The sequence below is a fragment of the Aquimarina sp. I32.4 genome (genome assembly GCF_002924285.1).
Lineage (GTDB): Bacteria > Bacteroidota > Bacteroidia > Flavobacteriales > Flavobacteriaceae > Aquimarina.
In genome coordinates, this window is the sequence record NZ_PGUB01000106.1 from 1 (window position 1) to 14,013 (window position 14,013).

Sequence of the window (14,013 nt, forward strand, 5' to 3'; positions counted from 1 at the left end):
AGAAAGTATGAGTAATGAACTTATAAAATCTATAGTAAGTAATCATCACTACTTAGACGCATTTATGCGAAGTTAATATCCGTAAATTGTATTATGATCATCAGTAACGACAGCATAGTTGATAATCCTTAACTCAAATTCAAAACGTTGATTTGCTTCACCTGCGTTGATGGTCGTTAGGTTAATATCAGCAATAGTAAATTGGTATGTGTCATCAGGAGCACTTAAGAATCTACGGAGTCTATATCCTGTAGTCGTTTCATTAATAACATTTTTAGAAGAAGCGTTATATAGGTCGTCAGCTCCAATAGGGCTAAACTTAAATTCTGATGCATCTGTAAACGCAACGTCATCAGGTCTGGTTCCTGATAAGTTGATTTTAATACTTCCGTATTTAACCAATTCGTCAAATCCAACTCCGTTTTGTCCGTCAGTTCCATTTTGTCCTTCAGTTCCATTAGTTCCGTCAACTCCATCAATTCCATTTTGACCTCTTTCTCCAGAGGGTCCAATTGCGCCGTCTTCTCCTTCGCAGCTACAAAGGAATGTTACTAATGCACATGTTGCTATTGTTTTTAAGTAATTTTTCATTTTTTGTTTGTTTATAATTAATAATTTGTATTGGTATGTTTTCTGATCATGCATTGATAGTATCGGTTTATTTTGCAATTGCTTTTGCATGATCATAATTACAGGGCAAAGATGAGGGAGAATGCGGGTCGAGAAAACACAATTTACCGTAAAAACACACCTCCTGTTTACAGGTAAATGCTTGTATAAATAAGTTTTTCGATATATGGTTAATTTATAGTTGTTCAGGAGATTGCGACTGGAGAAAAAAGGGGTAGGGTGATTTTTTGGTAAGTGATAATAAAATAAGTAACTACTTTTTTTTTAAACATTATGAATGTGTCTTAATACTTTGAAGAGTAAAAGCTAAACCCCTAGCTAGTGATAGCTATCAACAGAGGGGGGTGATGTGTTAGTGAATTTTTGTTAAAGTGCTTGCTGGGTGTTATTGATAACTTCTATAGCAATTGTATTTACCTCTCGAGTAATAGTAAGAACATTTCTTGTATCGTTAGCAGTTTCTGGTCTGTCAAAAGAAAATAAAAAAGTAAGGTTATGAGCGTTATCTTCTTTGTGGTTGTAAAGGAATACGATTAATACATGAGTCAACATTGTTTTAAGTAATTTTTGATTCTATCTGTTTTAATGGTTAAAATGGTTTTGATTGTCGTTGGGTCCTATTTGTTGTTATTGTATTAGCTATTTTTGATTAGGTTGTTATGTGAAAATTAAAACAGGTCGCCTAATACTTATTAGACGACCTGTTTTTGTAATTATAATTTTTTTATCTCTATCTATTGTATTAGATAAGTGGTTTAATGTGCTTCGAGCCAATCATTACCTAATCCAAGATCTACATCAAGGGGTACATCTAGAGTGTATGCATTTTCCATTTCATTTTTGATTAGGTTTTTAATGCTTTCTAATTCTGGTTTGAATACATCAAAAACCAATTCATCATGTACCTGTAGTAGCATTTTGGTTTTATAGTTGCCTTCTTTTAATTTTTTATGAATGTTAATCATTGCAATTTTTATAATATCTGCCGCACTACCTTGAATAGGAGCATTAACGGCATTTCGCTCTGCTGCACCACGTACAATTGCGTTGGCTGAGTTGATATCTTTAAGATATCTACGTCTTCCTAGGACTGTTTGTACATATCCATTATCTCGGGCAAAATCAATTTGCTCACTCATATAGTTGCGTAGCTTTGGATAAGTTTTGTAATAAGTTTCTATTAATTCTTTGGCTTCACTACGAGATAGGTTTGTTTGGTTGCTTAGACCAAATGCTGAAACTCCATAAATAATTCCAAAATTGACTGTCTTGGCATTGCTACGCTGTTCTCTGGTTACATCTTCTATTGCAACATCAAATACTTTTGCAGCTGTAGAGGCATGAATATCTTCTCCGTTTTTGAAAGCTTCGATCATGGTCTCTTCTTTGCTCAATGCAGCAATAATACGTAATTCTATTTGAGAGTAATCTGCCGCCAATAAAGTATATTCTTCGTTTTTGGGAACAAATGCTTTTCTTACTTGTCTTCCTCTTTCTGTACGAATAGGGATGTTTTGTAGGTTGGGGTTGTTGGAACTTAATCTTCCTGTAGCAGCTACAGTTTGCATATAATCGGTATGTACTCGCCCTGTATTTTCATCAATCTGCAAAGGTAACGCGTCTATGTAAGTGCTTTTTAGTTTAGATAAACCACGAAAATCCAAAATGTTTTGGATAATTACATGGTCTTTAGCTAGGTAGGATAGCACATCTTCTGCGGTAGAATATTGTCCTGTTTTAGTCTTTTTGGGTTTGTCTACCAATTTCATTTTTTCAAATAAAATAACGCCAAGTTGTTTAGGTGAAGCGATATTAAATTCTTCTCCTGCCTCTGTGTATATTTTATTTTCTAAGGTTTTGATATCGTTGTCTAATTCTTCTGACAAGGATTGCAAAAATGCTTTGTCTAGATTGATGCCCTCGATTTCCATATCGGCTAAAACCCTTAGTAACGGGATTTCGATATCTTGAAATAGAGATAATGTCTTAGCCTCATTGAGTTCAGGGGCAAAATGTTCTTTTAGTTGAAAAGTAATATCAGCATCTTCAACAGCATATTCAGTTTGCTTCTCAATAGGCACCTGTCTAAATGATAATTGATTTTTTCCTTTTTTACCAATTAGTTCTGTAATTGATACAGGGGTGTAATTAAGGTAGGTTTCTGCAAGCACATTCATATTGTGTCTCATATCTGGATTGATTAGATAGTGAGCCAACATGGTGTCAAATAAAGTTCCTTTTACATCTATATTATATTTAGCAAGAACTTTGATGTCGTATTTTAGGTTTTGACCAATTTTTGTAATGTTTTCGTCCTCAAAAAAGGGACGGAGTTGTTCGATTAACTCTTGTGTACTATTGTGATCTTCTGGAAATGATATATAAAAACCTTTTCCAGACTCCCAAGAAAAAGAAATCCCTACCAACTCTGCGATAAGCGGATTAAGTCCAGTAGTTTCTGTATCAAAACAAACCTCTTTCTGTTTTAGCAAGTTTTGCAAAAATAATTTCATTGCCATTCCTGGAGATACACTCTGATAAAAATGCTCTGTAGTGGTAATTGTTTTTCTTGAAGAAAATGCAGGTGAGTCAGACACTTCGTTGGATTCTCCAAATAAAGAGAATTGTCCTGCGCCAGCTTGGGTTGTTTTCTTTTTAGATGATGGTTGGTCTGTAGATGTGGTGCTATCTTTATTAAAAATTTTAATAAACTGATCCGCAAGTCTTCTGAATTCTAGTTCTTCAAAAATCTCATGAACTTTTTGACTGTCGGGTTTGGTAAACTCATAATCATCTGCATTAAAGGTGACATCACAATCAATAATTATGGTTGCAAGTTTTTTAGAAAGAAGACCTAAGTCTGCATTTGCCTCTACCTTTTCTTTCATTTTTCCCTTTAATTGATCTGTATTGGCAAGTAGCCCCTCCATAGAACCATAGGCGGCTATGAATTTTTTAGCAGTTTTATCGCCTACTCCAGGTAGGCCAGGGATATTGTCAACAGCGTCTCCCATCATTCCTAAATAATCAATTACTTGTTCTGGTCGTTCTATCTCAAATCTTTTTTGAACCTCTGGTATCCCCCATATTTCAATTCCATTTCCCATTCTTGCAGGGCGGTACATGAAAATATTTTCAGAAACTAATTGTGCGTAGTCCTTATCTGGAGTAACCATATAGGTTTTATAGCCTTCTTTTTCTGCTTGCTTAGCAATTGTGCCAATCAAGTCATCGGCTTCTACACCTGCACGTTCTATAATAGGAATGTGCATAGCTTTTAATATTTCCTGAATAATTGGTACAGCTATTTTAATTGCTTCTGGTGTTTCATCACGATTAGCTTTGTATTCAGGGAAGATTTCTAATCGATCTCGACTCCCTTCTTTGTCAAAAGCAACAGCTAGATGATCTGGCTTTTCTCTTTTGATAACATCAAAAAGTGAATTTACAAACCCTAATATAGCAGATGTGTCCTGACCTTTAGAATTGATTCTTGGATTTTTGATCAGTGCATAGTACCCTCGAAAGATTAGAGCGAAAGCATCTAGAAGGAAAAGACGTTTTTGTGACATGATAAGTTTAATTTTTAGAAATGCAATATAATAAGAAGACTATTTAAATTTGTATCAAAAACGAAAAAAAGAAATGCCGTCAAAAACTGACGGCATTTCGCCCCAAAATAAAATTGATAACAATGTATCAACTGCTATAAATACGATAGTAATTTTTTATATATAAATTTGATTTCTTCTATGATTGGTAATAAGCCCTAAAAGTAATACGGAACGAAGTTACAAATAAATATTTTACTTCTGAAAGAAAATATTAAGATTTATCTTAGATATCCTTATGATTTTAACGGTTTTAGTCAATAAAATTTATTTATCGTTAATTTTTACTTAAAAAACGGTGGAGAATTAAAAAGGAGAAATAGCTTTGTTGCAAATTGAATTTAGAAGACACTATGCGTTGGTTACTCCCTATTATATTATATGTGTGTATTGAAGTTTATGCTTATCAAGCGATAAAAACGATAACCAGAAGTGTGTGGGTGCAAATAGGGTATCTATTAGTGTCATTGCTTATTTTGGGATATGCGATTTATATATTTGCTAATTATGACCGCAGTGTTGGGCCTACCAAATATACATTAAGAGCTAGTGGCTTGTTGTTGCTTACCATAGTTCCAAAGTTTGCTATGGTGTTATTTTTATTTGGAGAGGATGTTGTTAGGATTTGTATTACAGGGTATAATTATTTATCAACTACTTTTTTTGAAGGTAAGGTGAGTAAATATATGCCAGACCGTAGAAAATTTATTAGTCAATTGGCATTAGGGGTAGCTGCAATACCATTTGCGGGGCTATTACATGGTATTTTTAGAGGTAAATATAATTTTAAAGTATTGCATCATGTATTGTATTACGATGATCTTCCTTCTGGCTTTGATGGATTTAGGTTGGCACAGATATCAGATATTCATTCAGGTAGTTTTGATGATGCTTCAAAGATTGAGTATGCGGTTGATTTAATTAATGAGCAAGAAATGGATTTGTTACTATTTACAGGTGATATTGTGAATACTGTTGCAGAAGAAATGGATGATTGGATTGATACTTTTAAGCGTGTTAAAACTCCAAAATATGGTAAGTATTCTGTTTTAGGTAATCATGATTATGGAGAGTATGTGACGTGGAATAGTAAGGAGGAAAAAGATGCGAATTTTGAAGCAATAAAAGATATTCATACTAAAATCGATTTTAATCTGTTACTTAATGATAGTATTTTTGTAGAAAAAGGAGAGGAACGTATTGCTGTAATTGGAGTAGAGAATTGGGGGCATAATTTTAAGAAAGCTGGTGATTTAAGAAAAGCATCAGAGAAAATTGCAAAAGATGATTTTAAAATTTTGTTAAGCCATGATCCTTCACATTGGGAATACGAGGTAAAGAAACATAGTGATCATTATCACCTTACATTGAGTGGGCATACTCATGGATTTCAGTTTGGAATTGAAATCCCAGGGGTTATAAGATGGAGCCCAGTGCAATATGTGTATAAGCAATGGGCGGGTATGTATAATGAGATGGGACGTTATCTGAATGTAAATCGAGGTTTTGGTTTTCATGCTTTTCCTGGGAGAGTAGGGATATGGCCAGAAATTACTATTATTGAATTGCGAAAAAGCACTAAACCTGTTTAATTCAGAGAAAGTGTTATATTTACAACTGTTTAGTGCTTACTAATAAGCCTCAAACATAAAAGTTTTTAAACATGTCTAAGTTTGGAGATCTGATTGGTATTGAAGTACCTGTTTTATTAGACTTTTTTACAGAATGGAATGAGCCCTCTTTGGCCATGCATCCTGTGTTAAAAGATGTAGCCGCCGCGCTTGGTGACAAGGGGAAGGTTATAAAAATAGATGTAGATAAAAATGAAGAGTTGGCTACGGCATTACGTATCAAGGGGCTTCCTACCTTAATGATCTATAAAAAAGGAGAAATGGTATGGAGGCAAAGTGGAGAGCAGGATGCTAATACGTTGATAGGTCTTATGAAAGAGTATGTTTGAGTTTGATAGATTCAAAAGTGTATCCCAATTCAGTAAAATAATCTAAGACTTTAGGTAACGCTTCTTTAAGATTTTTTGAAGCTTTTATGCTGTCATGAAAAACGATGATACTTCCTTCTTTTGCGTTCTTAATAACGTTTTGAGCGCAAATTTCAGGAGATATATTTTGTTTCCAATCTTTTGACAAAACATCCCATAATATAATCGAATATCCTAGTTTTTTTAATTCTCTGAGTTTAGCTTGGCTTATCTGCCCGTGAGGAGGTCTGAATAATAATTGCGTATAATTTTCAGGGGTATATTTTGAAATCGTTTTTTGGCAATCAACAGTATTGTGAATGTAGTTTTCAAGATTGTTCCTCCATGCTTTGAGGTGATTCATAGTATGGTTACCTATTGTATGACCTTCTGATACGATTTGTTGAAAGATACTAGGATGTTTTCTAATATTGTCACCAATACAAAAAAAAGTAGCCTTAGCGTTATAACGTTTTAATTGATTAAGAACAAACTCTGTAACATCAGGGATAGGGCCGTCATCAAAAGTAAGATATAATTTCTTTTTGTGATCACAAGGAATGTCCCATACGTAATCAGGAAACAGTTTTTTGAGGATTTTAGGAGTTTTTGTTGGGATCACCTGTATTTGATTGTATAAAAAAAGGAGGCTTGTTTTTAAGAGCCTCCTTTTAGTTGTTAATTTGGTATACTGTCTAAGGAGTCCAGAGGCTTTTCTTGGTCCTGAGATTCTTTAACTAACTCTTCTTCTTGTTTACGTAAAGTTTCTTCGTCACTATATTCTTCATCAGAAGAGTATAGCCTTTTAAATAGCTTGAGGTATTTGTTGAACTCTTTTGCCTTTTCTTCGATCATTTCTCTGTCTTTGCTGATGAGTAAAAGATCAATTACACCACGATAACGCTCTACATTGGTTACAATATCTTCAGCATAACGGTATTGATCTTTGAGCTCAAGACTACCAAAATAATTAAGTTGTTCTTGATATTTTTTGGCAAGTTTAGACCAAAGGTCACGAGCTTTTTGTTTTTCTCCTACTTCATAGTACCCAGTGATATAAGGTTCTATCAAAGTGTAATACTCGTAATATTCTATCGGCATTTTATCCATTGCCAGATCTAGAATTTCTTTGGCTTTGTCTTTTTTACCTTCTTGGATTAAGGTTTCTACAAGCCTAGCTAGATTACTACGGTATGTAATCGCATTTTTTCTAGTTTCTGGATCATGGTATATATTTGGGTCGTTACTATTACCCCAATCCCAACTAGTTACATTCTTATACATAAGGTCGGTATCTATTCGGCCCATTTCAAAAGGATTTCGAGGGTTTACTTTAGTACGAATAGGAACTAGTTTAAAGGTAACACCGTCTAGTTGTAAGTAGTCTTTCATCCATAAAAAATCATCGTCGCCATAGCTACCTCCTGTAAAATAAATAGGTCGTTCCCAGTTATTGTTGGCAATAATATCTAACATTAAAAGGCGGTTTTTGAATAATAGATCCCCTTTTAAGTGAATGTCGATATATGGAACAATAAGATGTGCATCTTTTTGAGCAACAATACCATTTTTTAATACAGCTTTTTTATCAACAGGGATTCGTATGTGTTTAGCAGGAAATGTATTTACCTTTTTACCACTTTGTAAATCTCCTTTAGTAACGGGGTTGTCACTCTGAATAAAACTCATCCAGGATTTTATGTCTAGGGTATCGGATATTTTAGGGTATTTCTTATAATAGATTGCATCATTGTTTCCGTATCTGTAGAATTCGTGGGTTAACTGAGAAGGGATGGGCTTTCCTTTGTATGCAGCTCTTTTCATTTGGTCGATGTACCAATCTGTAGCAAAAAGACTTGTGTTTACGGTTCTAACATCAGTCCGATAGCCTTCGATCTCTTGTGCATACCATAAGGCAAATGTGTCATTATCTCCTATGGTAAATAGTATGGCGTCTTCTTGACAGGACTGTAGATACATCTTTGCCATTGCCTGTGCAGTATATCGATTAGATCGATCGTGATCATCCCAGTTTTGAGAGGCCAATAGAACAGGTACAGCTAGCAAGCATACTGTGGTAATTACTGGAGCAAGTATTTTAGGGTTTAGGTGTTTTTTGAGTAAATCAAATAAAGCATATACTCCAATCCCAATCCAGATGGCAAATACATAAAAAGATCCTACGAGCGCATAGTCTCGTTCTCTTGGTTCAAAAGGCCTTTCGTTAAGATATACTTTTAGAGCCAATCCAGTAAATAAGAAAAAGATAAGTAGAACCCAGAATTTTTTCTTGTCATGTTGTAATAAAAACATAAAACCGATTAACCCAAGAAGTAATGGCAAGAAGTAATAAGTATTCCTTGCTTTGTTTTTAAGCACATCAGTAGGTAGGTTATCTTGAGAACCTAGTCTCATTTCATCAATAAAAGTAATACCGCTTAACCAGTTTCCTTCAAGATCAGTAAGCTTACCTTGGTTGTCATCTTGTCTTCCTACAAAATTCCACATAAAATAACGCCAATACATATAGCCCATTTGGTAATCAAATAGATAGACGACATTGTCCCAAAAGGAAGGTTTCTCTACATCAATATAATTGCCAAAAGATTGTAGAAATTTATTGTAATCGTCATTATCTAGTTTTCCTGAAGCATATTCTCTTTTAAATTGTGTAACAGCTTTAAGAAGCTCTTCTTCACTTTGGTATTCAGGTTTTATGGTGAATTTAATAGGTCCTGTAAACTCCATGTAGTTAGCAATGTGCTCTGTACTCCACATTCTTGGTAAAATAGCTTTATGAGTATCATCAAGATTTTGCCTTGCGTTTTCCCAATCGTTTACAATAATGTATTTTCCTAATTTAAGGTCTTTTTCATATTTAGGCTTTGCGTCTCTATACGGATTATCTTTATCTAAATGAGCGTATATCTCTGTAAATTGTGGGCCATAAAAAAGATGAGTTTCAGGATATTGCTCAAGGTTGTAATATGCTAGAAGCTCTCGAGCATTGTTTGGGTTGTTTTCGTTTATTACAGTTCCTGCATTTGCACGAATAGGTAGCATAATCCAGCTAGAAAACCCAATAAGTATAAACATAATGCAAAGTAGCAAAGTGTTTACTTGCGTGTAGTTTTTTTCTCTAGTGTATTTTATACTGAAGTAGAAAACAGCAATTATTATAAGCCCTGCAATGATAGTTCCTGAGTTAAACGGCAAGCCGATAGTGTTTATAAAAAAGACTTCGGCAATACCAAAGAATTTTAATGTAGAGGGCAATAAAAGCTTGAATATAAATAGTAGTATGAGAACTACTGTAATATTAGCAATTATAAAATTTTTGACAGTAATCTCTTTATAGTTCTTGAAGTAATATAGTAATCCGATTGCAGGAATTGATAGTAGTCCCATAAAGTGAACACCAAAAGAGAGCCCAACAATAAAGGAGATCAATATCAACCATTTATTTCCCCTTGGAGTATGCATATCTCTTTCCCATAATAACCCTAGATAGAAAAGTACAGATAGAATACAGGTAGCCATGGCGTACACCTCTGCTTCAACAGCATTAAACCAAAAACTATCTGTAAATGTAAAAGCTAATGATCCAACAAGTCCACTACCTAAAATTGCAATCGCTTTTCCGCTGGTCAGTTCTTCTTCTTTTGTAGTTATCTTTTTTACAAGAATGGTTATTGACCAAAACATGAATAAAATAGTAAAAGCACTTGCAAAAGCAGATGTCATATTTACCATTAATGCAATTTGGGTTGGATCTGTTGCAAAAGAAGAAGCAAAAGCTCCTATCATTTGAAATAAAGGCGCTCCAGGAGGGTGGCCAACTTGTAATTTTGATGAAGTAGCAATATATTCTCCTGCATCCCAAAAACTAGCAGTAGGCTCTACAGTCATTCCGTAAACACATAATGCAATCGCAAAAACGATCCATCCTGTTATTTTATTCCACTTGGTAAAGTTGAATGTACTCATAAGAATTGTTAGGTTATATAACGTGTGGCGAATTTAGTAATAAAAATACTTTAACCTTAGTTTTTTTAGGAAACGCTTAACAGAAGTTTATATTTTAAAGGCGGTTATATTGTTTTTGAAATCGTGGAAATGAAAAAAATAAAATAAATTAAAAAAACATTTGGAGAATCAAAAGAAAGTTTTAAATTTGCACCCGCAATCATGTATTGGTCTATGGTGTAACTGGCAACACGTCTGTTTTTGGTACAGAAGAGTCTAGGTTCGAGCCCTAGTAGACCAACGGAAAAAGCCCTAAGTATTCAATCACTTAGGGCTTTCGTTTTTTTCGGGGACAACATGGGGACAACATTCATTCAATTTTTCAAACGATTTTCAATATCAATAATCTAAAGGTTATTGATGACTTAGGCTGTTAATAAGTTTTCTTATTGATTGCTGTATTGGGATTGGCAACCGACAAAAATCAGCCCGAATCTTGATCCATTCTTTTTCATCGACAGGTGGTTGGTTTGACACCAAAGAATTACAAGATTCGCTATCACTGCCTTCAAAGAAATATTCCACCGAACAATTCAGTGTGTTTGCCAATTCGTAGAATCGACTACCTGATATGCGATTTTTTCCTTGTTCATATTTTTGTATTTGCTGAAATGTGACCCTCACACTTGCGGCTAATTCTTCTTGAGTTATTCCATGTTGATTTCGTTTTGCTCTGAGCTGCTTTCCAATATGAATATCGATTGGGTGTATTGTAGGCACTGATATTCTCCTCTTCGTTTTAATTAAAGGGGGAGACACATCCATAAAAATGCCGGATGTCAACAAAACCTGCCACTCACGTTACAGGTGCGATGCTTTTAGCGTGAGCTTGGACAGCACACCGCCATCCGGCTACTTTAGAGACCGGAATTTGTGTGTTGCTGACCGTTCGCGTAACTCTAAGAGCCGCGTGAGTGTATAAACAGGGGTTGTTGATCCCTACAACCCACTATATGCGAGCTGCATCGGTACTATTGAATAAAAATCGGGACAACTCAAGCGAAATATTAAGGTCTTGTAAGAATAATGAATTGATTTTCGGCGGCGGCCGTCCAAAATTGCAAGGAATTTGGGTCATTTTATGGATGTATCTCCCTCGCCTAACACTGAAGGTCAAAACTACCACTTGGTTCCCTACTCACATCTGTAAAAAGTATCTTAGCAAAAAAGTTGTTTTTAGCGTCATACAGCGGGGGTAAATAATATAACTCGAATAATCCTTCTTACATCCCCTTACTGCACTCAGCAGCAAGCTCAGTTCGATATGGAGGCACTCTAACCTATCCACATGCTCCGCCCTAACTTTTGCTAAGCCATTGAGGTGTCTCTACAGGTTCGATGTTGTTAATTGATACTCGATTTTGCAACAAGCTCCAGTTATATATTACTTATGAGCGTATAGCGAATGCATTATGGTATTGCGAAGCAATGGGAGAGCGAAGCGAGGGTCGGTGTTATGTGTGCGTAGTCACACTAGTTAATATCTTATGGCGGTAGCCATTCATTTACAGACTAAAGGTTGTTTAGGATTGGAACTATCATTTTGGAGTGATGTAGATTCAGAGATTTATGGAAGGTCTAGGTTCTTACTTATCCACAGGAACATTCTTGTTCTTTATTCTAAAGTTTGTTCTTGTTCTTGTTCGGAAAGAAAATAACATGCAATATCAATAGGATATTTGGTTATAAACTAGTTCTCGTCACGTTGAGGCTAGTTCTTGTCACATTACAGCTAGTTCTTGTCACAGTTAAAACCAGTTCCTGTCACAATTAAACTAGTTTTTGTCACAACTAGTTTTCACATTATTCACAGATACAGAATTTAAAAACTAGTTTTTGTCACGCGCACAACGTACTTTTCTTACATTATAATATTCTCTTTAAAAACAGTGACTTATGTGATGCTAGTTAACTAAAAACTATTGTTAAAAACTAGTTCTTGTCACAAGACCAAAAACAGTAACTATTATTAATAAATTTCTGAGCTTTATTATATGCTTTTACAGAATCTTAAAACTAGTTTTTGTCACAATCTATAAAAAGACTTGCTAGTTGATAAAACAATGTGCTAGTTTTTAACCTATGGGAAATGATATTCGCACTATCGAAGTAAAGCCAAGTAAGGACACCATGATTAAAGCTGGTGAACTAGTTGATGTAGTAGAAGTGACTCCCCTCACCCTAACTGACCGGAAAATTTATAATCTATTAATAGATAATGCGGATAAAGATATAGCAAAACCTGTGGAACATTCAATCGATAAAGAAAAATTACAACTATCTAGGCGCGGCAATGAGCGAATAGATGATACAATTGAGCGCCTTATGGGAGGAATAGCAAAAATTAAAACAATTCGTAATGGTGAGTCAGCAACTCTACGTGTTCAACTACTCGGAAGAAATATTGAGCATACCCGTAAAGATGGCAAATTTTATTATACTTTCGATCCTATATTACGAGAAGTATTCTCTGATAGCACTGTATTTGCTCGCTTGAAAACAGATGTAATGCTTTCATTCAATGGAAAATATGCACTGGCATTATATGAGATGACTGCAAAGCGTATTAACATGCGAAAAACAGAAGAAATTTTTTCTATTACAGAGTTTAGAAATCTTCTTAATGTTCCAAAAGGCAAGCTTAAAACTTGGAATAATTTTAAAAGCTTTGCTATCGACCCTGCTGTAGCAGAAGTAAACCAACTAGCAACTGATTTTAGGGTAGAAATTAACGGAATCAAACAAGGCCGTAGCTTTGTCGAAATAGAAATGAAATGGTGGAGAACTGCACCTGATGGAGAGGAATCTGCAATTAATGAACTTACATATTCTAAGACAGGGCGTAAGGCAAGGCGCGAAGGAACAACTGAAGAAATAATACTCCCCTCTACTGAACTAAAACATTTACTTACTGATCAAGCACAAGAAAATGCACGCAAAATTCTAATGAAAGGTCATAACCGTATGGGCTTGCAAAATGCTATTCAGCAATGGGAGGAAGCATTTAGTAACAAAGAAAGACCTGATAATCCAAATGGAGCTTTTATAGCCTTTTGCAAGAAAATAGCATAACATCAAATAACATATAGCTTTTGTTAATAAACATTATATCATCTATTTGATACTCACAATAGCTAATAATGGAATATGTATGTACAAGAACCATGCTCATTTTGGTGCATTCACCCCATATTTTTTAAATAAAAGCTCTAAAGCTTCCTCGGTTAAGTCTAGTACATTTTTCCCAGATATTCCCTTCTCATTAACGGCTAGTGTTTCCAACTTTCTTTGATAGTCAGACCTAAAACGAATTGTTTTTGGTGATCTTTCGGGTTTAGGCTTCTTAGCATTTTCATTAGCCCCCTTCCCTTTAGTTGGAAGTATTTTTTCTTTTTTGTTAATGTTTTTGTTTGTGAAACTCGATATGTCATTTTTGGATGGCATGGTGTACCTCATCTATGTATTGATAAATTTCATCGAATTGCGCCTCTACATCCCTATAGTGATAGTTATTAATCGTTAGGGTAATTAGTTCTTATAAATCTTTCAGGCGGCTCTTGATATTATATTGTTAAACAGGGGGGTATTAAAATCTAACTCATTTGGTATTCTTCGTTTTATTGTTACATCAATTGGAAGATACTATAAGTTTTTGATGGTTTTGTTAAAGTAAAATAAAAACACTTTTTTTTTGTGTTATTAATAAGAGCATAAATTAGTTTATCTTTTGTTTTAAAAATCCTTATTTTTAGGTTGTGAGAAGAAGAA

The 14,013-nt window shown here is 34.6% G+C and carries 10 protein-coding genes and 1 tRNA gene; 4 read left to right on the forward strand and 7 right to left on the reverse strand.

What is annotated here, in order from left to right; all coding sequences use genetic code 11:
• Window positions 1-72: 72 nt before the first annotated feature.
• From CVD18_RS18295 to polA, 3 genes are all read right to left on the reverse strand, one after another.
• Window positions 73-591 carry a collagen-like protein gene (locus CVD18_RS18295; protein ID WP_146052847.1) on the reverse strand — a complete coding sequence of 173 codons (519 nt, stop codon included), beginning with the start codon at window positions 589-591 and terminating at the stop codon, window positions 73-75.
• Between the two features lie 405 nt (window positions 592-996).
• Window positions 997-1,182: a hypothetical protein gene (locus tag CVD18_RS18300; protein WP_103866954.1), complete on the reverse strand. Its 186-nt coding sequence runs from the start codon at window positions 1,180-1,182 to the stop codon at window positions 997-999.
• Between the two features lie 203 nt (window positions 1,183-1,385).
• The gene (gene polA / locus CVD18_RS18305; protein ID WP_103866956.1) at window positions 1,386-4,205 is read right to left on the reverse strand and encodes a DNA polymerase I; all 2,820 of its coding nucleotides are present in this window, start codon (window positions 4,203-4,205) and stop codon (window positions 1,386-1,388) included.
• A 371-nt stretch (window positions 4,206-4,576) separates the two neighbouring features.
• On the opposite strand from polA, the gene CVD18_RS18310 reads away from it, so the two are divergent.
• Both CVD18_RS18310 and CVD18_RS18315 read left to right on the forward strand, forming a co-directional pair.
• Window positions 4,577-5,833, forward strand: coding sequence for a metallophosphoesterase (locus tag CVD18_RS18310; protein ID WP_369858771.1), 1,257 nt, complete (start codon window positions 4,577-4,579; stop codon window positions 5,831-5,833).
• A 71-nt stretch (window positions 5,834-5,904) separates the two neighbouring features.
• On the forward strand, window positions 5,905-6,201 hold the full coding sequence (locus tag CVD18_RS18315; protein WP_103866960.1) for a co-chaperone YbbN: 297 nt from the start codon (window positions 5,905-5,907) through the stop codon (window positions 6,199-6,201).
• Here CVD18_RS18315 and CVD18_RS18320 read toward each other — a convergent pair.
• Both CVD18_RS18320 and CVD18_RS18325 read right to left on the reverse strand, forming a co-directional pair.
• Window positions 6,182-6,841, reverse strand: coding sequence for a polysaccharide deacetylase family protein (locus CVD18_RS18320; RefSeq protein ID WP_369858773.1), 660 nt, complete (start codon window positions 6,839-6,841; stop codon window positions 6,182-6,184). The two genes, CVD18_RS18315 and CVD18_RS18320, sit on opposite strands and share 20 nt — an antisense overlap.
• Before the next feature lie 56 nt (window positions 6,842-6,897).
• Window positions 6,898-10,206: a DUF2723 domain-containing protein gene (locus tag CVD18_RS18325; protein ID WP_103866964.1), complete on the reverse strand. Its 3,309-nt coding sequence runs from the start codon at window positions 10,204-10,206 to the stop codon at window positions 6,898-6,900.
• A 207-nt stretch (window positions 10,207-10,413) separates the two neighbouring features.
• Between CVD18_RS18325 and CVD18_RS18330 the strand changes: the two genes are divergently transcribed.
• A tRNA-Gln gene (locus CVD18_RS18330) sits at window positions 10,414-10,486 on the forward strand.
• 113 nt (window positions 10,487-10,599) lie between these two features.
• On the opposite strand, the gene CVD18_RS23530 is transcribed toward CVD18_RS18330, so the two are convergent.
• Window positions 10,600-11,010 (reverse strand): helix-turn-helix transcriptional regulator, encoded by a 411-nt coding sequence (locus CVD18_RS23530; protein ID WP_103866966.1) that lies wholly within the window; start codon window positions 11,008-11,010, stop codon window positions 10,600-10,602.
• Window positions 11,011-12,375: 1,365 nt separating this feature from the next.
• On the opposite strand from CVD18_RS23530, the gene CVD18_RS18340 reads away from it, so the two are divergent.
• A complete protein-coding gene (locus CVD18_RS18340; RefSeq protein ID WP_233194586.1) occupies window positions 12,376-13,317 on the forward strand; it encodes a replication initiation protein in 942 nt (313 codons plus the stop codon).
• A gap of 96 nt (window positions 13,318-13,413) precedes the next feature.
• Here the strand turns inward: CVD18_RS18340 and CVD18_RS18345 are convergent, their stop codons facing one another.
• Window positions 13,414-13,689 carry a hypothetical protein gene (locus tag CVD18_RS18345; RefSeq protein ID WP_103866968.1) on the reverse strand — a complete coding sequence of 92 codons (276 nt, stop codon included), beginning with the start codon at window positions 13,687-13,689 and terminating at the stop codon, window positions 13,414-13,416.
• Window positions 13,690-14,013 lie beyond the last annotated feature (324 nt).

What these genes read in the sequence shown, in the direction of transcription:
- CVD18_RS18295 (WP_146052847.1), bottom strand. Translation starts at nt 591, where the DNA reads ATGAAAAATTACTTAAAAACAATAGCAACATGTGCATTAGTAACATTC.
- CVD18_RS23530 (WP_103866966.1), bottom strand. Translation starts at nt 11,010, where the DNA reads ATGGATGTGTCTCCCCCTTTAATTAAAACGAAGAGGAGAATATCAGTG.
- CVD18_RS18345 (WP_103866968.1), bottom strand. Translation starts at nt 13,689, where the DNA reads ATGCCATCCAAAAATGACATATCGAGTTTCACAAACAAAAACATTAAC.
- CVD18_RS18325 (WP_103866964.1), bottom strand. Translation starts at nt 10,206, where the DNA reads ATGAGTACATTCAACTTTACCAAGTGGAATAAAATAACAGGATGGATC.
- CVD18_RS18300 (WP_103866954.1), bottom strand. Translation starts at nt 1,182, where the DNA reads ATGTTGACTCATGTATTAATCGTATTCCTTTACAACCACAAAGAAGAT.
- CVD18_RS18340 (WP_233194586.1), top strand. Translation starts at nt 12,376, where the DNA reads ATGATTAAAGCTGGTGAACTAGTTGATGTAGTAGAAGTGACTCCCCTC.
- CVD18_RS18315 (WP_103866960.1), top strand. Translation starts at nt 5,905, where the DNA reads ATGTCTAAGTTTGGAGATCTGATTGGTATTGAAGTACCTGTTTTATTA.